The organism is Chordicoccus furentiruminis, assembly GCF_019355395.1.
Classification (GTDB): Bacteria; Bacillota; Clostridia; order Lachnospirales; family Lachnospiraceae; genus Chordicoccus; species Chordicoccus furentiruminis.
Genome location: NZ_CP048829.1, coordinates 1789991 through 1810972 on the forward strand (window position 1 = coordinate 1789991; position 20982 = coordinate 1810972).

The 20982-nt window shown below is 59.1% G+C and carries 17 protein-coding genes; 16 read left to right on the forward strand and 1 reads right to left on the reverse strand.

Going from position 1 to position 20982, the window contains the following annotated elements; all coding sequences use genetic code 11:
• The first annotated feature begins 137 nt into the window (after window positions 1–137).
• The 4 genes from G4C92_RS08375 (at window position 138) to cls (ending at window position 6057) form a co-directional block, all read left to right on the forward strand.
• Complete coding sequence (locus tag G4C92_RS08375; protein WP_274939413.1) at window positions 138–1664, forward strand: L,D-transpeptidase family protein; 1527 nt, start codon at window positions 138–140, stop codon at window positions 1662–1664.
• A gap of 27 nt (window positions 1665–1691) precedes the next feature.
• Window positions 1692–2576, forward strand: coding sequence for a homocysteine S-methyltransferase family protein (locus tag G4C92_RS08380; protein WP_274939414.1), 885 nt, complete (start codon window positions 1692–1694; stop codon window positions 2574–2576).
• Between the two features lie 140 nt (window positions 2577–2716).
• Window positions 2717–4330 (forward strand): phosphoenolpyruvate carboxykinase (ATP), encoded by a 1614-nt coding sequence (gene pckA / locus G4C92_RS08385; RefSeq protein WP_274939415.1) that lies wholly within the window; start codon window positions 2717–2719, stop codon window positions 4328–4330.
• Window positions 4331–4518: 188 nt separating this feature from the next.
• A complete protein-coding gene (cls, locus tag G4C92_RS08390; RefSeq protein ID WP_274939416.1) occupies window positions 4519–6057 on the forward strand; it encodes a cardiolipin synthase in 1539 nt (512 codons plus the stop codon).
• Window positions 6058–6147: 90 nt separating this feature from the next.
• Here cls and G4C92_RS08395 read toward each other — a convergent pair whose 3' ends face one another.
• Window positions 6148–7539, reverse strand: a complete 1392-nt coding sequence (locus tag G4C92_RS08395) for an MATE family efflux transporter (protein WP_274939417.1) — start codon at window positions 7537–7539, stop codon at window positions 6148–6150.
• A 299-nt stretch (window positions 7540–7838) separates the two neighbouring features.
• On the opposite strand from G4C92_RS08395, the gene G4C92_RS08400 reads away from it, so the two are divergent.
• The 12 genes from G4C92_RS08400 to G4C92_RS08455 all read left to right on the forward strand — a co-directional run bounded on the left by G4C92_RS08400 (window position 7839) and on the right by G4C92_RS08455 (window position 20940).
• A complete protein-coding gene (locus tag G4C92_RS08400) occupies window positions 7839–9149 on the forward strand; it encodes an O-acetylhomoserine aminocarboxypropyltransferase/cysteine synthase family protein (RefSeq protein WP_274939418.1) in 1311 nt (436 codons plus the stop codon).
• 325 nt (window positions 9150–9474) lie between these two features.
• Entirely contained in the window at window positions 9475–9930 is a 456-nt protein-coding gene (locus G4C92_RS08405) for a Na+/H+ antiporter subunit E (RefSeq protein ID WP_274939419.1), read from the forward strand.
• A gap of 116 nt (window positions 9931–10046) precedes the next feature.
• Window positions 10047–10361 (forward strand): monovalent cation/H+ antiporter complex subunit F, encoded by a 315-nt coding sequence (locus tag G4C92_RS08410; RefSeq protein ID WP_274939420.1) that lies wholly within the window; start codon window positions 10047–10049, stop codon window positions 10359–10361.
• Entirely contained in the window at window positions 10354–10737 is a 384-nt protein-coding gene (locus G4C92_RS08415; RefSeq protein ID WP_274939421.1) for a cation:proton antiporter, read from the forward strand. The genes G4C92_RS08410 and G4C92_RS08415 overlap by 8 nt, the downstream gene beginning before the upstream one ends.
• Entirely contained in the window at window positions 10724–10987 is a 264-nt protein-coding gene (locus G4C92_RS08420) for a hydrogenase subunit MbhD domain-containing protein (RefSeq protein WP_274939422.1), read from the forward strand. Before G4C92_RS08415 ends, G4C92_RS08420 begins: the two co-directional genes overlap by 14 nt.
• Entirely contained in the window at window positions 10984–11940 is a 957-nt protein-coding gene (gene mbhE, locus G4C92_RS08425; RefSeq protein WP_274939423.1) for a hydrogen gas-evolving membrane-bound hydrogenase subunit E, read from the forward strand. Before G4C92_RS08420 ends, mbhE begins: the two co-directional genes overlap by 4 nt.
• A gap of 126 nt (window positions 11941–12066) precedes the next feature.
• Window positions 12067–12447 (forward strand): sodium:proton antiporter, encoded by a 381-nt coding sequence (locus G4C92_RS08430; protein WP_274939424.1) that lies wholly within the window; start codon window positions 12067–12069, stop codon window positions 12445–12447.
• A 2-nt stretch (window positions 12448–12449) separates the two neighbouring features.
• Window positions 12450–13946, forward strand: a complete 1497-nt coding sequence (locus tag G4C92_RS08435) for a complex I subunit 5 family protein (protein ID WP_274939425.1) — start codon at window positions 12450–12452, stop codon at window positions 13944–13946.
• 96 nt (window positions 13947–14042) lie between these two features.
• The gene (locus G4C92_RS08440; RefSeq protein ID WP_274939426.1) at window positions 14043–15614 is read left to right on the forward strand and encodes a complex I subunit 5 family protein; all 1572 of its coding nucleotides are present in this window, start codon (window positions 14043–14045) and stop codon (window positions 15612–15614) included.
• A 13-nt stretch (window positions 15615–15627) separates the two neighbouring features.
• Entirely contained in the window at window positions 15628–17133 is a 1506-nt protein-coding gene (locus G4C92_RS08445; RefSeq protein WP_274939427.1) for a complex I subunit 5 family protein, read from the forward strand.
• Window positions 17134–17230: 97 nt separating this feature from the next.
• Window positions 17231–19336 carry a complex I subunit 5 family protein gene (locus tag G4C92_RS08450; RefSeq protein WP_274939428.1) on the forward strand — a complete coding sequence of 702 codons (2106 nt, stop codon included), beginning with the start codon at window positions 17231–17233 and terminating at the stop codon, window positions 19334–19336.
• A gap of 392 nt (window positions 19337–19728) precedes the next feature.
• The gene (locus G4C92_RS08455) at window positions 19729–20940 is read left to right on the forward strand and encodes a M20 family metallopeptidase (RefSeq protein WP_274939429.1); all 1212 of its coding nucleotides are present in this window, start codon (window positions 19729–19731) and stop codon (window positions 20938–20940) included.
• The last annotated feature ends 42 nt before the right edge of the window (window positions 20941–20982 follow it).

Consider the following 20982-nt stretch of genomic DNA (forward strand, 5'->3'; position numbering starts at 1 on the left):
CAATAGGAGCATAAAGCGCCGGGGAAGCGCGGAACGGATCATCGGCTGATGAACGGCGGAAACAGACCGCGGTCCGGCGGCGTGACGCGTCCGTCTGTGAAAGGCGGCAATCAGCAAAAAACAAGGGGAGAGGAACGTTGACAAAATTACGGAAATGGATTATCGCGCTGGTGATCGTGGTGCTGGCCGCTGCGGCCGTCCTGATCGGGATCCAGCAGTATTATCTGAGACAGTCCGGATACCTGAAGGGAACCACGTTCAACGGGGAGGATATCGCGGGGAAGACGGCGGAGGAAGTGACCGACGCGAACGCGTCGAAGTACAGCACAGCCAGCAAGAAAGTGGAGATCCGCGAGAAGGGAGAGGTTTCCATCGACACTACGCTGGAGGCGCTCGGCTATTCCTTTGACCGCGATTCGCTTAAGAAACTGATGGATGAAGCCTATGAGGAGCAGAAGCACAACGTCTTTACGCTGCTGCGCACGCTGGCCGGAGGCTATGAGATTTACAGCGACGAGGCCTATACCTTCGACGAGTCGAAGTTCGACTCGGTTGTGGCGAGCGGAAAGCTGAAGGAACCGCGTGTCGAGACGGAAGACCCGTCCATCGTGCTCGATGAGAGTCAGAACGCCTACGTGGTCAAATCCGGCGTACAGGGCAATATGATTGATGACGCGAAGCTCCGGGAGGCCGTGAGAAAGGCCATCGACAGGACGGTCGGCGAGGGAAGTATCCCGGATACCATTGCGGTGGACATCCCGGACTCGGTCTATACGTCCGTGGCGCCGGTGGGCGACGAGGCCGAGATGAAGAAGGAAGCCGACGCGAAGACGCTGGCGATGCGGAAGCAGCAGATCCTCGATAAGGTGAAGGCTTCCAGCATCACCTACACCTTCGGATCCCAGACGGAGACGCTGAACAGCGACACGTTCATGGACTGGGTTTCGGTGGACGACAGCCTGAATGTGGTCTTCAATGACGATGCCGTGACGAATTATGTGACGCAGCTTTCCGCGAAGTACAACACGCGGTACACCAGCCGTACGTTCCGCACGACGGGCGGACTGACGGTCACGATCCCGGACGGCGACAACGAGTACGGCTACACGATCGCGCCGCAGGCGGAGAAGGCGGAGATTGAGAAGGATCTTCAGACCGGGCAGAACACGACCCGGGAGCCGGTCTACAATTCGACCAACGACTACGGCAATCCGGTTTATCTCGCGCGGGAAGGCACCGACGATCTCGCCGGTACGTATGTGGAAGTGGATCTCACGGCGCAGCATATGTGGTTCTACAAGAACGGCTCCCTGATCGTGGAGAGTGATCTGGTGTCCGGAAGCGTGGCCGACGGCAAGCAGACCAAGACCGGCTGCTTCCCGCTCGCATGGAAGCAGAGCCCGCGGACGCTGACCGGCGACGCCGCCAGCGGCAGCGGAAGCTACTCGACGGAGGTTCAGTACTGGATGCCCTTCTATGAGGGCCAGGGACTGCATGACGCGAACTGGCGGAGCAGCTTCGGCGGCGACATTTATCTGACGAACGGCTCCCACGGCTGCGTGAACCTTCCTCCGGCCGTGGCGGAGACGATCTACAACAATATCGATGTGGGCACGGCGATCATCATCTACAATGAGGACGGTTCCGCGACCCAGGCGGGCTGAGTCCGGACGGAACAGGGAGAGAATGGGATGAAGAGAGAAGAATTTGCCTCGCTTGCGGCGAAGGGCCGGGTGATCCTCGACGGCGCGACCGGAACGAATCTGATGAGGATGGGGATGCCGAAGGGTGTCTGCACGGAAGCGTGGGTGCTGGATCATCCGGACACGATCCTTTCGCTGCAGAGGGCCTATGCGGACGCGGGCAGCCAGATCGTGATCGCGCCCACCTTCGGCGCCAACCGGCATATGCTGGATCAATACGGACTTGGAGACCAGGTCATCCGGATGAACCGCGAGCTCGCCGCGCTGACACGGAAAGCCGTGGAGGGACGCGCGTTTGTGGCCGGGGATATCGCACCGACGGGCCTCATCCTTGAGAGCGCCGGCGGGGAGGCGTCCATCGAGGACGTCTTCGAGGTCGTGAAGGAGCAGGCCGCGGCGCTCGCGGACGCCGGTGCGGATCTGATCATGATCGAGACCGAGATGTCGGGCGACGAGGCGTCCATCGCGCTGGACGCGGCTCTTTCGGCAACGGATCTTCCGGTGACCTGCACGATGTCCGTGCAGGCGGACGGCCAGGCGTATTACGGAGGCAGCATCTTTGACGCCGCCGAGACGCTGGAGGCGATGGGGGCGTCGGCGGTCGGTGTCAACTGCGGCAACGGGCCGGATCAGCTGGAGAGCCTGATCCGGAAACTCCGGGGCATGGTGAGCATCCCGATCATCGCGAAGCCGAACGCGGGCCTCCCGACAATCGGGGCGGACGGTCAGGCTCATTATGATATGGGGCCGGACGCGTTCGCCGCGCACATGAAGTCGCTGGCCGCGGCGGGAGCCGGCGTGCTCGGCGGCTGCTGCGGGACAACGCCGGAGTACATTGCCAGAATGGTCCGGCGCCTTGAGGAGGCGGACTGACAGCCGGTGCTCAGAGAAACCCATTTGTTAAAAAAGTGATAAATTCGATCAAACCGCGTGCTTTTAACGCGTATTCATGTATAATAAACAGTGAATGTGCTACCCGTTAACTGTAAATCATTCGAAAGAGGTTATAGAGTATGGCTGAACTGGATTTAAGCAAGTATGGCATCACAGGCGTGACGGAGATTCTGCACAATCCCTCCTATGAGACGCTGTTCGAGGAGGAGACAAAGCCGGGACTTACGGGCTATGACAAGGGCCGTGTCAGCGAGCTTGGCGCCGTGGACGTCATGACCGGTATCTACACGGGACGTTCTCCCAAAGATAAGTTCATTGTCATGGACGAGAATTCCAAGGACACCGTCTGGTGGACTTCTGATGAATACAAGAACGACAACCATCCGGCTTCCGAGGCGACGTGGGAGGCTGTGAAGGAGATCGCGAAGAAGGAGCTCTCCGGCAAGAAGCTTTATGTTGTCGACGCGTTCTGCGGCGCCAACGAGGATACCCGGATGGCGGTCCGTTTCATCATGGAAGTCGCGTGGCAGGCTCATTTCGTCACCAACATGTTCATCCGTCCGACCGCGGAGGAGCTGGCGAATTTCAAGCCGGACTTCATCGTGTACAACGCGTCCAAGGCGAAGGTCGAGAACTACAAGGAACTGGGCCTCAACTCCGAGACCGCGGTCGTCTTCAACATCACGAGCCGTGAGCAGGTCATCATCAACACCTGGTACGGCGGCGAGATGAAGAAGGGCATGTTCTCCATGATGAACTACTACATGCCGCTGAAGGGCATCGCTTCGATGCACTGCTCCGCCAACACGGATATGGACGGCAAGCATACCTCCATCTTCTTCGGTCTGTCCGGCACCGGCAAGACCACTCTGTCGACGGATCCGAAGCGTCTGCTGATCGGCGACGACGAGCACGGCTGGGACGACAACGGCGTCTTCAACTACGAGGGCGGCTGCTACGCCAAGGTCATCAACCTCGACAAGGATTCCGAGCCGGATATCTACAACGCGATCCGCCGCGACGCGCTGCTTGAGAACGTCACGATGGACGAGAACGGCAAGATCGATTTCGCCGACAAGTCCGTCACGGAGAACACCCGTGTCTCCTATCCGATCGATCATATCGACAAGATCGTCAAGAAGGTCAACGGCAAGTCCGCGGGACCGGACGCAGACAACGTCATCTTCCTGTCCGCGGATGCGTTCGGTGTGCTGCCGCCGGTTTCCATCCTGACGCCGGAGCAGACCAAGTACTACTTCCTGTCCGGCTTCACGGCCAAGCTGGCCGGTACGGAGCGCGGCATCACGGAGCCGACCCCGACCTTCTCCGCCTGCTTCGGCCAGGCGTTCCTCGAGCTTCATCCGACGAAGTACGCCGAAGAGCTCGTGAAGAAGATGGATAAGGTGGGCGCGAAGGCTTACCTCGTCAACACCGGCTGGAACGGCACCGGCAAGCGGATTTCCATCAAGGATACCCGCGGCATCATCACGGCGATCCAGAACGGCGACGTGGCCAAGGCTCCGACGAAGAAGATTCCGTACTTCGGCTTCGAGGTTCCGACTGAGCTTCCGGGCGTCGATCCGGCGATCCTCGATCCGCGGGATACCTACAAGGACGCGTCCGAGTGGGATGCCAAGGCAAAGGATCTTGCCCAGAGATTCCAGAAGAATTTCGTCAAGTACGAGGGAAATGCAGCCGGCAAGGCACTGGTTGCCGCTGGCCCGCAGCTTTGATCCGTCGTTTTGCCATGAAAGAAGACAGCTCCGTCCTTCGGGACGGGGCTGTTTTTTTGGCAGCGCGGAGGCGGACGGCCAGACCCGGAGCGGAAGGCGGAGCGCGGAAGACGGTCCGCCTTTGACAGACAGGCGGGGTACGGGTATGCTGGCGGTATCGGACACATTGGATAGCGGAGGAGATACAGATGCGTGTTGAGTCAAAGTCGGCCGTAAAGAACAGCGTCGTACGGCTGGTTGCGGTTGTCGTCGCCGGAGTGCTTCAGGTCTGGTTCCTTGTCTGGATGATCATGTACTTCGAGTCGGGACACCCGTGGATGAGCACCGTGATCAGCTGGATCACGTTCGCGGTGACGCTGTCGGTCTTCTGCCGGAACATCAATTCGGCGATGAAGATCCCGTGGATCATCGCCATCGCCGCGTTCCCGATTCTCGGCGTGCTGCTTTACGTACTGATGGGACGCGGGCTGAACCGCGGAATCAGGGAGCACTTCGCCGCCATCGACCGGATGATGGCCTCGTATCAGGCGCAGGATCCGGACGTGCACCGGGATCTGGAGGCAGCGGACCCGTGGGTGCGCAACCAGTTCCGCTATATCCGGAACACAACCGGGATGCCGGTCTGGCGGAACACGGACGTCACCTTCTATCCGGATCAGGCGGACGCGCTTCATGACCAGATCGAGGATATCCGTAAGGCGAAAAACTTTATCTTCATGGAGTATCATGCCGTGGAGAACGGCCGCTCGTTCGCCGGGCTCAAGCAGGCGCTGAAGGAAAAGGCGCGGGAAGGCGTCGAGGTCCGCTTCTTCTACGACGATGTGGGCAGCATCGCCTTTGTGAACCGTGACTTTATCCGGGAAATGCGTGAGGCCGGCATCGCGTGCCGGGATTTCAACCCGGTCCTGCCGATTCTCAACGTCTTTGTCAACAACCGCGACCACCGGAAGATCACGGTAATCGACGGAAAAGTGGGCTACACGGGCGGCTACAATCTGGCGGATGAGTACTTCCATCTGACGAAGCCCTACGGGTACTGGAAGGACGAGGGCGTCCGTCTTGAGGGAGACGCGGTCTGGAACCTGACGCTGCTGTTTCTGGAGATGTGGAATTCGATGCAGAAGGAAACGGAGGACTTCGGCGTCTTTCTGGAACGCCACCCGTACAGGGCGAAGGATCGGGGATTCGTGATGCCTTACGGCGGGAGCCCTCTGACGAAGGAACGAGTAGCGGAGGATGTCTTCATGAACCTGCTGCGCAACGCGAAGACCTACTGCTGGTTCGTGACGCCGTATCTGATCATCACCGACGAGATGAACCGGGAGATGACCGGGGCGGCGATGCGGGGCGTGGACGTCAGAATCATCACGCCGGGAATCCCGGACAAGAAGATGGTCTATAAGGAGACGCGCTCCTTCTATCCGCATCTGGCGGATCACGGCGTGCGGATCTTTGAGTTCACGCCGGGCTTCTGTCACGCCAAGATGGCTCTTTCTGACGACCGGACGGCGATTCTCGGAACCATCAACCTCGACTACCGGTCACTGTATCATCATTTTGAGAACGGGGTGCTGCTGTACGACAGCGGAGCGCTGAGCGGGGTGAAGAAGGACTTTGAACATATGTTCGCAGTCAGCCGCGAGGTGACGGCGGCCTATCAGCATATGCGCCGGACGGGCCGTCTGCTGGGGATGAGCTTTCTGCGGCTGGTGGCGCCGCTTCTGTGAGGCGGACGAAGGAAGGGAGGGCGGCCGTCCTCCGGGCGATTCAGGCCCGGGACGGCCGCCCTCCCTTTTCAGCTGTTCAGACGGTTTTTTTCAGCGGGCTGCATTCCCCGTACGGCGGAACAGGCGGCGGCGCAGCAGATAGTAGGCCGTGAGGACGGCTGTGCCGGTCAGCAGCCAGGAGACCGGATAGACATAGAGCAGCGCGCCGTAGGAACGCGCGTGCGGAAAGATCACGAAGGTCCAGAAAATCCGGAAAAGGCAGGTGCCGAAGATCATCAGAACCGAAGGCGTCAGCGAATATCCCATGCTCCGCATCGTCGAGCCGGCGACCTCGTAGGTGCTGGTCATCGAGGCGAAGATCAGCACGTGACGGAACCGGATTCTGGCGTAGGAGAGAACCTCCGGGTCGGCGGTAAAGATCCCGAGCCAGAAGTCCTGCGTCAGACAGAACGAAAGATCGAGAGCGGCGGAGAGAACGGCCGCGGAGAGAAACGCGATCCGGAAAATTTTCCGGCACCGGTCATACCGTCCCGCCGCGTAGTTCTGGCTGGTGAAGGTGACGGACGCCTGGCTGAAGGAGTTGACCGCATAGTAGTTGATCGTCTCGAAATTCAGAGCCGCGGCCGATCCGGCGGACGCGGTGGAGCCGAAGCTGTTGATGGCGGACTGGATCACCGTGTTGGAGAGAGAAAAGACGACGCCCTGAATCCCGGCAGGAAGGCCGATCTTCATCATGACGAGCATCTGGCGGCGGCTGACCCGCAGACGGCGGAGATCCAGATGAAACGCGCCCTTTTCCTTCATCAGAAAGCCGAGCGTGAGGCCGGCGCTGACGATGTTGGAGATCACAGTGGCGGCGGCTACACCGATGACATGCAGATGAAATACGATCACGAAGATCAGGTTGAGAATCACGTTGATGACGCCGGCAGAGGTCAGTGCGATCAGCGGCCGGCGGCTGTCGCCCTTACTCCTTAAAATGGCGGAGCCGAAGTTGTAGAGCATCACGGCCGGCATGCCGAGGAAATAGATGCGCAGATACAGAACGGCGAGCCCGATGACATCTCCCGGCGTCTGAACCAGCAACAGCAGCGGCTTCGCGGCCGCAAGCCCGATGAACAGGAGCAGTACGCCGGTCACCAGCGCGATGACGACGGAGGTGTGGACCGCGTCGGACACCGCGTCCTCCCGTTTCTGGCCGATCAGGCTTGAGATGACGACGTTTGAGCCGACGGACAGCCCGACGAAGAGCGCGATGATCAGATTGATAACCGGGGCGTTGGAACCGACGGCGGCCATCGCCTGGGCGCTGGCAAAGCGGCCTACCACCGCCGTATCCGCTGAGTTGAAGAGCTGCTGAAGAATACTGCTTGCAGCCAGCGGCAGGGCGAAGAGCACCATCCGGCCGAAGAGAGGTCCCTGAAGCAGGTCGGAATCTGAGGCAGCGCGGCTTTTTGACGGGCGGTCAGCGGGTTTGTTCATTTCGTTTCTTCTCACTTTCTGCGGTGCGGGATGAGGAACCGGATCAGTCCGGGTACAAGCATAGTGAGCCGGATGGCGAAACGCAAGCGGAAAAACGGATCGGCTGCAAAAACAGAGCGGATGCGCTTCAGGCGGCGCGCTGTAAAGGAGGGGGAAAGTTTCTCGCCATAGGAAATACCTATATCAACCGATAGAAATCCGGTATTTGCGCTTCGGGCGGCGGGGGTGTAGGATGACAGACATAGAAAACCTATAAAGTTTACAGGAATAAAGGAAATAGCACACAGGAGGACACAGAGATGGCAAAGATCACAGATGAGTACAAGGCGACATGGCATTTTGAGACGAAGCAGGGACATATCGGACAGGAGGAGCCGGATCCGGCGACGGACGCAAGAGCCGTTCCGATTTACCAGACGACATCCTACGTATTCCGGAACAGCGATCACGGCGAGGCCCGCTTCGGACTGAAGGACGCAGGCAACATCTACGGCCGTCTGACGAACCCGACTGAAGGCGTCTTCGAAGCGAGGATTGCTTCTCTTGAGAACGGGACCGGAGCGCTGGCAGTCGGATCCGGTGCCGCAGCCGTCACCTACGCGTTCCAGGCCGTCGCTCATGCAGGCGATCACATCGTCTCCGCGAAGAATATCTACGGCGGAACCTACAACTATCTGAAGCACACCTTCCCGGATTACGGTGTCACGACGACATTCGTCGATCCGTTCGATCTGAAAGAAGCGGAGGACGCGATCCAGGAGAACACGAAAGCACTGTATGTCGAGACACTTGGCAACCCGAACAGCGAGGTCGTCGACATCGAAGCCTGGGCGAAGCTCGCTCACAGCCATGGCCTTCCGCTGATCGTCGACAATACGTTTGCGACTCCTTATCTGGTCCGCCCGATCGAATATGGCGCTGACATCGTGGTACATTCCGCGACCAAGTTCATCGGCGGCCACGGCACGACGCTCGGCGGCGTGATCGTCGACGGCAACTTCGACTGGACGCAGTCCGATAAATGGCCGTGGCTCACGGAGCCGAACCCGTCCTATCACGGCGTGAGCTTTGCGAAGGATACGGCGCCGGCTGCATTTGTCACATACATCCGCGCGATCCTGCTCCGTGATACAGGCGCGACACTCGCTCCGTTCAACGCATTCCTGCTTCTTCAGGGAACCGAGACGCTTTCGCTCCGCGTCGAGCGTCATGTCGAGAACGCGCTGAAGGTCGTTGACTATCTCGAGAAGAACCCGCATGTCGTCTCTGTCAGCCATCCGGCTGTCTCGAAGGATCCGACTCAGCAGGCACTCTACAGGAAGTATTATCCGAACGGCGGCGGCTCGATCTTCACGTTCGACATCGACGGCGACGAGCGCACCGCGAAGGATTTCATCGACAATCTGCAGCTGTTCTCACTCCTTGCGAACGTGGCGGACGTCAAGTCCCTGGCGATTCATCCGGCTTCCACGACGCACAGCGAGTGCAACGAGGAGGAGCTGCTGGAGCAGGGCATCCGTCCGAACACGATCCGTCTGTCGATCGGAATCGAGCATATCGATGACATCATTGCGGACCTTGATCAGTCCTTCAAGAAGGTTTTCGGCTGATTTCAGGCTGCATATCCCAATATTTGTTTCCTGTGTGAAAGAGGAGCAGGTCCCTTCGGGGGTCTGCTCCCCTTTGTGCGTAAGCTACGAGCCACGCGCTTCGTGTCTTCTTCCTATTCGATTTCCGGGGAAATGCAATCGGCTGCAGATTGGTCCCTGCAGGAAAATAATCACGAGTCTGAATTGTAAAGTTTCCAAAAAATGACAAAAAAACATGCACCTTCCGGAAGAGAAACAGTGCAGAATGTCGACTGATCCGGCGACTTTTCCAGACGGATATGGTACAATACGCGAAGATGGCGGAAAATATGACGGAGGTGCGGCGATGTTCTTCTTCTGCTTACTCCTTTTCATCGTCCTGAACGGACGGGTGACGGCGGAGATCGTGCTGATCGGGATCGCAGTTGCGGCAGCAGTGACGGCGCTTGCGCATCGTCTCGCCGGATGGAAAAAGGAAGAAGAATGTTTCCTTATCCGGAATATTCCGCTCCTTTTTCTCTATGCGCTCGTCCTCATCCGGGAGATCATCATGGCTGCATTTGCCGTGATGCAGGTGGCGTTCAGCCGGAGGGCGCACCCGGAACCGGTCCTTGTGGAATTCCGGTCCGGATTTCCGTCGGAGATCCAGAACGTTCTGCTGGCCAATTCGATCACGCTGACGCCCGGGACCTATACGCTGAGAAAGGACGGGGACCATTTTGTGGTGCACTGCCTGAGGAGGGAATACGCGGACGGGATGGACAGTTCGGTCTTTGTCCGGATCCTGAGGAAAATGCACTGAACAATCAGATACGGAACGGGGATTCCTGCACAGATCTTACCGCATGAATCCCGGAACACACGCATATGTCCGGGGATGGACACATACTGAAGGAATGCGGCAGGGAGGAGATGCCAATGACAGTGTACGAGGCCTATCAGCTTCTATACAGCGCGGTTTTTCTTGCGCTGGTGCTGCTTGCCGGCTGTATGCTCATCCGCGCGATGATCGGACCGCGGATCACGGACCGGATCCTCTCGATCAATATGCTCGGGACGATGGTGATCTCCGGTATCGCGGTCCTCTCGAGGCTTCTGGATGAGTCCTATCTCGTCGACGTGGCCCTGATTTACGCGATGATCAGTTTTCTGGCCGTGATTATGCTGGCGGAAGTCTATATCCCGGCGGCACGGAGAAAAGGCGAAAAGCCTGGAGGAAAGCGCCATGGGTGAGTGGATCCGTTTCTGGATCACGGCGGTTCTTCTGACGATTTCCGTGGTCAGTTTTGCGGCGGCCGTGACCGGCGCGTGGCGGTTCGGCTTCGTCATGAACCGGATGCATGCGGCCGGGATCGGAGACACGCTCGGGCTTCTTGCGCTGACGGTCGGCCTTGCGGTCTCCTCGGGGACGGCTATGGACGTGCTGAAAATCCTTCTTCTTGTGCTTTTCCAGTGGTTCTCATCGCCTGTTTCGACGCATGTGCTCGCCCAGGTCGAATTTGCGACGAACCCGGACCCGGCGTCGCATTTCGAGGACAGGACGAATGGCGGCGCTTTTTCGAGTGAAGATGAGGGAGAAAAGGAGGATCGTACGGATGGAACTGACTGAGGTAGCTCGGATCGCGCTCCTTGTTCTTCTGATTCTCTGCGCGGTCAGCGTCAATATCGTGAAGACGGACCTGCAGGCTGTGATCGTTTTTATGTCCTACAGCTCGATGATGTGTCTCATCTGGATTCTGATGGAATCGCCGGATCTTGCGATCACGGAAGCCGCGGTCGGCGCCGGCGTGAGCGGCATTCTTTTTCTCGTGACGCTCAAAAAAATCCGTGAGATGGACGGGGAGCAGAAGAAAGAATGAGCCGGGAAGAAAGAAAAGAAAAATTCCTGCGCTGGCTCGACGGAGGAGTGGACCTGACGGATGCATTTCCCGATGAGGAACGTTTTCCTGACCCGCCGCGTGAGGAGCTGAAGCGAGAAGAAAAGACGGCGCACAGAGCGATTGTCGGCGAAAAGAAGGTCCGTGCGTTCATGAACCGCGAGAAACGCGGGTTCCGGACGCTTTACCGGGTCGTCGCCGTGGTCAGCTGCATTCTGCTGATCGGCGTACTTCTCTATCTTGTCGCCTCGCTTCCGATCAGCGGAGAGGAGAACCCGGAGACCCGGAAAGTGGTCGAGCGGTATGTGAGATCCGGCGTCGAGGAGACGGGCGCGGTGAACATCGTCGCAGGCATGATCCTCGATTACCGCGCGTTTGATACGCTCGGGGAGTCGCATGTGCTGTTCACGGCCCTCGTCTGCGTGATGATCCTGCTGGCGGCCGATCAAAAGAATATGTCACCCGTAAGGGAAGATTATTATCTGATCCGGACGGAACGATATTATGATCTGTCGGGTGATTCCATCGTGCGGACGGTCGGCAGCGTGCTTGTCCCCGCGATCTTCGTTTTCGGCGCATATGTCGTCCTGAACGGCCAGAACGGCCCGGGCGGCGGATTCTCCGGAGGTGCGGTCATGGGCGCGGCACTGATTCTTTCGTCTGCCGCTTTCGGCTTCGGCCGGATCGACCGGGTCTTCACCGCGAGGAAAATACAGTGGATCGCCTTCATCGCGCTTTCGTTTTACAGCTTTGCGAAGGGCTATGTATTCTTCATGGGCGCAAACGGGCTCGACAACCACATCCCGAAAGGGATACCCGGTGCGATCTTGAGCGGCGGTCTGATCCTGCCGCTCGACATCGCGGTCGGACTCGTTGTCTGCTGCACGATGTACGGCTTCTACAGTCTGTTCCGGCGGGGAAGGATCGGCGGCTGATGATGGAACCGTTTCATAAGAGGAATGTATCCGGTACATTTTTAGCTGAGGCCGAAATGCCAGAGACATCAAGGGGAAGGCATCGGGTGCATTTTTCTGAAGAAGTGAGAAGACGGAGGAATCGATATGCTGATGCATCTGGCGGAAAATTATGAGGAGGCTGCTGCGGTCATCCTCTTCGGCGTCGGGTTCATGACGCTGCTTTTCCAGAGAAACCTGATCAGGAAGCTGATCGGGATGAACATCATGGACACCGGCACGTTCCTTTTTCTCGCGTCTATGGGGTATATCCGGGGCAGGAAAGCGCCGATCGTCGTCGATCCGTCGGCCGGAGCGGATACCTATATCAATCCGGTCCCGGCAGGGCTTGTGCTGACCGGCATCGTCGTCTCGGTCTCGGTGACGGCGATCATGCTCGCGCTTACGGTCCGCCTCTACCGCCGGTACCATACGCTGAACCTCGATGATCTGTATCTTAAGTCGAAGCATCCTTCAGAAGGGCGCTGACCATGGACGCGGTGACGAATATACCTCTTTTTACGATCGTGCTCAGCCTCTTTTCAGGGGTGCTCTGCACGATGCTGCCGGCGCGCGCAGCCAGACGTTATACAGTTGTCTGGGAGTGTGCACTGATTGCGCTGACCGGTGCTGTCCTCCTTTATACGTTTGAGACCGGAGAGCCGTTCACGTACGTGATGGGCGAATTTCCGGCTCCCTGGGGCAACGAGATCCGGGCCGGCGTGCTCGAGGCGATGATGGCTTTTCTGTTCGCCTGTGTGATGCTTTGCTCGGTGCTCGGCGGCATGCATTTCATTCAGTATGACATCGATGAGAGCAAGATTCATCTCTATTACGCGCTGCTCAATCTGATGACGGCATCTCTCATGGCGATGACCTGGACGAACGACCTCTTCACGGGCTATGTCTTTCTCGAGATTCTGACGCTGACAAGCTGCGGCATTCTGATCGTCCGGGAGATCGGCCGGACGACACTCGCCGCTGTCCGGTACATGATCCTCAATCTGCTCGGGTCAGGTCTTTTCCTGCTGGGCGTTGTGCTTCTCTACGACATCACGGGCAATCTTCTGATGGTGCCGATGCAGGAGGAGATCGCGCGCCTTGCGCAGGATCCGGCCACCATGAGGTCGCTGACGCTTTCCACCGGCATTCTGACGGTCGGACTTGCGATCAAGAGCGGCCTTTTCCCATTTCACTACTGGATGCCGGACACATACGGGCGCGCGACGCCGACGTCGGGCGCGGTGCTCAGCTCCATGGTCTCCAAGTGCTACATTTTCCTTCTGATCAAGATCTTTTACCGCGTGATCGGGGCGGATGTCTTTGCGAGGATGCCGGTCCGGAATATCCTGTTTGTCCTCGGACTTCTCGCGATGGTATTCGGGTCGGTCTCGGCTTTAAGGGCCGCCAACATCAACCGGATGGTCGCCTTCTCCTCTGCGGCGCAGATCGGCTATATCTTCGTCGGGATCGGAATCGGCGGAACGGCGGGGTATACGGCCGCCATTTTCCAGATCTTTGCCCATGCCGTGACGAAGTCGATGCTGTTCCTCACGACGCCGCGCCTGGCCGCGGTGTCCGGCGGAAGTCTCCGTTTCCGGGACCTGCAGGGGGCAGGCATGAGGGATAAGAGCGCCGGGATGTATTTCTCGATAGGTGCGATGTCGATGCTCGGGATCCCGGTCTTTGCCGGTTTTGTCTCAAAGCTCCTTCTGGGAGCGGCGGCTGTCACGTCCGGAAGCATGGCGAAGATGGTGCTCGTGATGCTGGCGATCGCGCTCAGTTCGATGCTGAACGCGCTGTATTTCATCCGGACGATGATCCGTCTCTATGGCGAGTCCGACCGTGCGAAAGAGGCCGGTCCGGTCCGCCATGGCGCGGCGTATCACCTGCCGATGCTGTTTCTTGCCGCCGGCAATCTGGTCCTCGGGCTTTCGTCCGCGCCGGTGGCCGCACTCATACGGAAAGGGCTTTCGATGCTCGGATGAGGTGGTCCCGGATGATGGGAAATGCACCCGGGAGCGGTAAGGAAATGGAACATCATCCCGCTCTGCGTGGGAAGGAGGAGAGATAAGATGCTGCTCATGCTGACGATACTGGTACCGGCGGTGGCTGGAACGCTGATTTCCGCCTGCTTTCATGAAGACAGGGCACGCCGCCGCTGGTACACAGCTCTCATTGTCCTGACTGATCTGCTCGGAGTCCTGACGATTGTGCAGGGCGGGCGGATCACGCCGCTTGTCTTTGCGCCCGGCGCGGAGATGACCTTTTCGATGGATGCGCTTGGACGGTACGTGATGGCGGCCGTCCTTCTCCTCTACACCTCTTCCGGTGTCTATGCCTTCAAATATATGGAGAAAGAGGAGCGGACGCAGGTCTTCTTCGCGTTCTACTTCATCTCGTTCGGGGCGCTTCTGTCGGTCACGATGGCCGGTAATCTCGTGACGCTCTATTTCTGCTTCGAGATGGCGACGCTCTCGACGGTCCCGCTCGTCCTTCATGAGCTGACGAAGGAAGCGGTCGCCGCCGGACTCAAGTACCTTTTCTATTCGATCGGCGGCGCGCTGATGGGCCTTTTTGCGGTCTTTATCGTCTGCACGAATACGAACGGCTCGAATGACTTCGTGATGGGCGGCTTTCTGGATCCGGCTCTGGCAGCGGACCACCGGGAACTGCTTCTTGCCGCTGTGATGGTCGGCATCGTCGGGTTCGGGACCAAGGCCGGGCTCTATCCGATGCACGGATGGCTGCCGGCCGCGCACCCGATTGCGCCGGCGCCGGCCTCAGCACTGCTCTCCGGCATCGTCGCCAAAGCCGGCGTGGTCGCGGTGATCCGGCTCGTCTATTATTCCGTCGGAACGGATTTCCTCTGCGGGACATGGGTCCAGACAGTCTGGATGGTACTCGCACTTCTCACGATCTTCATGGGTTCCATGATGGCGTTCCGCGAGAAAAACATGAAGAAACGGCTGGCTTATTCGACCGTCAGCCAGATCTCGTATATTCTGCTCGGGCTTTCCTTCTTATCGGCAGATGGTCTGAAAGGCGGGCTGCTTCACCTGATGGCCCACGCGGCGTCGAAAGGCTGCCTCTTCCTTGCAGCCGGCGTCTTCATCTTCCAGCTCGGGATCCGGGACGTGGCCGGCCTTAAAGGGATCGGGAAAAAGATGCCCGTCACGATGATCTGCTTCACGATGGCTTCGCTTTCGCTGGTCGGCATCCCGCCGATGGGCGGCTTCTTAAGCAAGTGGGTGATCGCGACAGCCTCTCTTGAGTCCGGGATCAAAGGCTTTTCCGTGGCGGCACCGGTGATGCTGCTGATCTCGGCCCTGCTCACAGCCGGCTATCTCCTGACAGTGGCAGTGGATGCGTTCTTCCCGGTCCGGACGGAGATCCTTTCTTCGGGGCGGAACATGCAGGTGAAAGCCTCCGGCATCCCCAAAAGGGAGACAAAACGGAACGAGAAGGCAGCGGCCGGAAAAGATGAACCGGTGCAGGCTTCCGTTTCCGGGGGAGACGGTGCGGCACCCACGCAGGAGGCCGTGGCGTCTGCCGAGCCTTCGCCGCTCATGGTCTGGCCGATGGTGGCGCTTAGCATTGCTGCCCTGATCATGGGTATCTGGGGTGAATCAGTACTGGGGCTTTTCGGGCTTTGACGGAGGGAAGATGATGAGCGCTTACTGGATTCTTCTTCCGGTCCTTCTGCCGCTTATTGGCGGCTGCCTGATCCTGTTTCACGGCGTCAGAAAGGAGAGAGCGGTCTGTCTTGCGGCGGAAGTGACGGCCATTGCCACGTCGTTGGCGGTCTGGATCGGCCTTCTGTCCGGCATTCGGGGCTCTTTCACGGTTTACCGTTTCGCGAGAGGCTTCTCCGTCACTTTTGCAGTCGACGGGATGGCATCTCTTTTTGCCGGGATGGTCTCGGTGATGTGGCCGCTCGTGCTTCTCTACGCGTTCTCCTATATGCGCGGCGGGAGGCGGCTGAGTCTTTTTTACGGCTTTTACGTGATGACGTACGGCATCACGCTGGGAATCGCTTTTTCCGCGAATATCACGACGCTCTATGTCTTCTATGAGATGCTCTCTTTGGTGACGATCCCGCTTGTCTCGTACTACGGGGACCATGACGGGATGTACGCCGGACGGGTGTATGCGGCTTTCACGATCGGCGGCGCGTCGCTGACGTTCTTTGCCGTCGTGGCGGCGTCTCTCACGCCGGGGGCGGGGCAGTTCCTCTACGGCGGGTCCCTTGCAGGCGGAACGGCTCTTCCGGCCGGCCTTTCCGTATCGAAGGAGACAGGACGCATCATCTGGCAGGCTGCATTTCTGTTCGGATTCTTCGGTTTCGGGACAAAGGCAGCCGTTTTTCCGCTCACGTACTGGCTTCCCACAGCGTCCGTCGCGCCGACACCGGTCACGGCTCTTCTCCATGCGGTCGCGGTCGTGAACGCCGGCGCTTTTGCCGTGATGCGGCTGACCTGGTATGTGTTCGGGCCCGACATCCTGAAAGGTTCCTGGGTTCAGGCGGTCTGCCTTGCAGCTGCCATCGTCACACTCGTCGGCGCGGCCGCGATGGCCCTCCGCGAGTGGAAACTGAAGAGGCGGCTTGCGTATTCCACGGCCAGCAATCTTTCGTACATGCTGTACGGCTGCATGCTTCTCACGCCGGCGGGATTTGCCGGGGGACTGGCCCATATGCTGTTCCACGGTGTCATCAAGATGACGCTGTTTCTGTGCGCGGGGGCGTTTCTGCACCAGAGCGGCCGGTCCCATATCTGGGAGATCGACGGCGTCGGGCGGAAGATGCCGGTCACGTTCTTCTGCTTCACGGTCGGGGCGCTGTCCCTGACCGGCATCCCGCTGTTCTGCGGTTTCGTCTCGAAGTGGCAGCTTCTGACGGCCGGCGTCCGCGCCGGCACGCCTCTTGCGGTCGCCGGCGCCGCCGGTCTCATCGTGGCAGCTTTCCTGTGCGCGATGTATACGCTGACCATCAGCGTCCGCGCGTTCTTTCCGATGAAAGGACGGGACCGGTACGCGGACGGGTCCGAGGTCCGTGAGGCGGACGGGCTTATGCTGACGCCGATCCTTGTCTTCACGGTCGTGAATCTTGTGCTGGGGTTCTGCTCGGGGCCGGTCATGAAGCTGGTTTCTTCCATCGCGGAAGGGGCGCTCTGAAGAAACGGAGCAGGCCGCGTATGCCGGCTGATGTTCTTTCGAAGCGACAGGAGTGCCGGGCCCATCGCGGCCGGCATGATCATCGGGAGGATGCTTTATGCTGATTGCTGCAATCGTGTTTCTTCCTTTTGCGGGGGCTGCGGCCGCAGCGGCCTTTGGCCGCCGGTCCGGCCGCGCGCGGGATATTTCTGCCTGTGCGCTCACGGCGCTCATTCTGTTTCTTTCGCTTTTCCTTCCGGCTGCCGGAACGTCACTTGTGATTCCGGACGTCTTCGCATCCGGCCTGCATTTCTCATCAGACGGGTTCCGAAATGTCTGGGCGATCGTGAGCGCGGTCATGTGGTTCGGGACGACACTTTTTTCGCAGGAATATTTCGCGGAAGATGAGGAGGAGATGAACGGGTACTGGTTCTTCGTCCTTGCGACGCTCGGGGCGACCGAAGGCGTCATGCTGTCCGCGGATTTCATGACGACGTTCGTCTTCTTCGAGATCCTCTCGTTCACATCGTTCACCTGGGTCATGCACGACCGGACGACCCAGTCGGTCCGGGCCGGCTATACGTATCTTTTCATCGCGATCATCGGCGGGCTTGTCCTTTTCATGGGCCTTCTGCTTCTCCAGAATGCAGGGATTCCGCTGTCGTTTGTACTGTTCGGAGATGGGCTTGCAGCCCGCGGAGTCCGTGCACCGTCAGGGGCGCTTCTGGCGGCCGGATGCTGCATTCTCTTCGGATTCGGCTGCAAGGCCGGTATGGTCCCGGTCCACGTCTGGCTCCCGAAAGCGCACCCGGTTGCGCCATCTCCGGCGTCGGCGCTTCTCTCCGGGATTCTGACCAAAGTCGGCGTCTACGGCATCCTGATGGCGGCCGTCTGCGTGCTGCCCGGATACGCACCGTTCGGCTGGCTGATTCTCCTTCTGGGGACGGCGACGATGGTACTCGGAGCGGTGCTCGCGATTTTCTCGGTCAATCTGAAGCGGACGCTTGCATGCTCATCGATGTCCCAGATCGGCTTCATCCTGACGGGCGTCGGCATGTATGTGCTGCTACAGTCGGAGGGCAGCCCGGAGGCATCCGCTCTCGCGCTCCCGGGCCTGCTTCTTCATATGCTCAACCACTCGATGATCAAGCTGACGCTCTTTCTGGCGGCCGGCGTCGCGGCGATGCGCGAGCATACACTGACCCTGGACGATCTCCGGGGATTCGGGAGGAAAAAGAGGGCGCTTGCGGTTTCGTTCGCGCTCGGAGCACTGGGCATCAGCGGTGTTCCGCTGTTCGGGGGGTATCTGAGCAAGACACTTCTTCATGAGAGCATCGTGGCGGGAGCGGAGACGATGGCGTCCTTCGCGCCGCTCCTTCGGACGATTGAAGTGTTCTTTCTCGTGAGCGGCGGCTGCACGTTTGCGTATATGCTGAAGCTTTTTATCTGCCTTTTTATCGAGAAAAATGCATCCGCCGATCGCCAGGCCCGTTACGACGCCGATCCGCGCGGCATGAGCCGTCTGAGCACGGCGGTTGTCTTTGGTTCTGCGTGCACGATGGTGGTGCTCGGCGTCCCGCAGACTGTGTTTTATCTGGCGTCTTATATGACCGGAGATGCCTCGATATTGAATTTTAAGCCTTTCTCTTTCGGGAACCTGAAGGGTAGCCTGATTTCGCTCGCGATCGGAGCGTCGATTTATCTTCTGATCGTCAGGCGGAAGACGGTGAGGGACGGGCATTATGTCAATTACTGGCCGGCCGGATGGGACCTCGAGGAGCGGGTATACCGTCCGATGTTTACCCGCTGGCTGCCCGGTGTGTTGGGACCGGTTGCGGCTCTCTTCGGAGAGAACCGGCTGCTCCGGCCGACTGCTGTCGCCGTCCGCGGGGCATCCGGCTCCGTTGCGGCCCTTTTCGGTGAAAACCGCTTCCTCAGGCCGCTTGCGCGTTTCACGGTTTTTCTCTCGTCCGTCTTCGGACGCGTTGCTTCGGACAGCCTGGACGCCCTGATCATTCTGCTCCGGAAGAGCGTTCTGCGGGCACGGCGCGTGAAGAACCCGCTCCGTCGCGCCGGCCGCCTGCGGGCGGCCCGGGAGGCGACGGAGGAGACAATTCGTCCGTTGACGGAGAATTTCTCGTTTGCCCTCATGATGACCTGCATCGGGATTCTGCTGATCCTCGGGACGCTTGTGGTGCTTCTGGCGTTCGGGGCTCTTTCCTGAAATTTTCGCCCGTGTTTCGATGCCTTTTCTGATATTCCCGTTATCATGGCACTTTTTCCGGATGGTGTGCACTGTATGGAGAGCGCGCTGGATTATTATGGATATACTGACAGAACGCCTTCAGCGTGGAATCTCGCGGTGGACAGCAAGAGCACCCGGACACGATTCTATATTGAAAGCACGATTGCCGAGAAGTTTGACGCTGTTCTGCAGAGAATGTCTGGTACAAGCCTGGAGCTGCAGGGAAAGTCATTGGAAATAAGGAAATTTTGTGGGCCCATAATATCTGGTGGCACCGTGATGTCCTTCTTCCATTGCAGTGAATTGTCCTGTGTGCTACAGTCTCCCTTGATAGAAGAGCGGGCGACGTACGCCCGCCCAGGGAGGCGGATATGCATCAACAGGATCCTCTATATGAAGCGGCGCTCTCGATGGCGCGTGATCTGATCCGGATTGAAAGCACGAATCCGGGCGCGCTGGAGGAAGGCGTCGCAGACCATCTGAAACGTTATTTCGCCGGGCGTCTCCCCGAATGGGGAAAACTGACGGTCAGCACGGCAGATGGAGGGCGGCCGGTCCTCATGGCTGAGCTTCCGGGCAGATCGGAACGAACACTGGCACTGATCTGTCATATGGATACGGTTCCGGTCGCGAATGGCTGGACAATGGATCCGTTCTGCGCGGAGATCCGGGACGGGAAGCTTTACGGGCTTGGTTCTGCCGATATGAAATCGGGGCTTTCTTCCGCCTGTACGGCGTTCACATGCGTCGCGAGAAAACTGGATTCGGAGGGTCGAAGACCGGAACACACGATCCGCTTTCTTGCGTCGATGGATGAAGAAGCTGATATGAAGGGCGTGGAGGAGATGATCCGGCTCGGATGGGTCAGCCCTGATACGCTGGTTCTCGACACGGAGCCGACCGGCGGCATGATCCAGACGGCCCATAAGGGCCGGTACTGGTTCCGCTATACGATGCACGGCAAGACGGCCCACGCGAGCCGGCCGGAGGATGGTGCAGACGCGATTGCCGGGATGGCCGCCGCCATCACATCGATCCGGCGCAGGATTCTGGCACTTAGGCCGGATCCTTTCCTGGGTCCGTCGACGGTGGCCTTCGGAATGATCAAAGGCGGGATCCACCCGTACCAGGTCCCGGATACCTGCACGGTTTCAGTCGACGTCCGGCTTGTTCCGCCCTATACAAAGGATGATCTGGTCCGGATCCTTGAAGCGGGATGCGATGCGGCCCGAAAGGAACTCGGACGGGAAACTCTCACCTGCACAATTGAATGCACGGGCGAGCGGCCGCCCGTCCCGCATCATGAGGATTCGGAACTCCTCGGACTTATGCGCGACGCGGTCCGGTCGGCCACCGGAGCGGAGCCGGTTGTCGGGCCGTTTCCGGGCTACACGGACACTGCTGTGATTGCCGGGATGCTTGGAAACCGCAACTGCATGTCCTATGGACCCGGAAAACTGGCGCAGGCGCACCGACCGGACGAGTATGCCGCGCTTGCGGATATCCGGCGGTGCTGTCACGTCTATCGGGAACTTCTGGGGAGATGGGCGGAAGAAGAAACGGATTTATGCAGCGAAATATGATCGTATGAAGGGCGGGGCGGCGCTCCGGAGATGTTTCTCCGT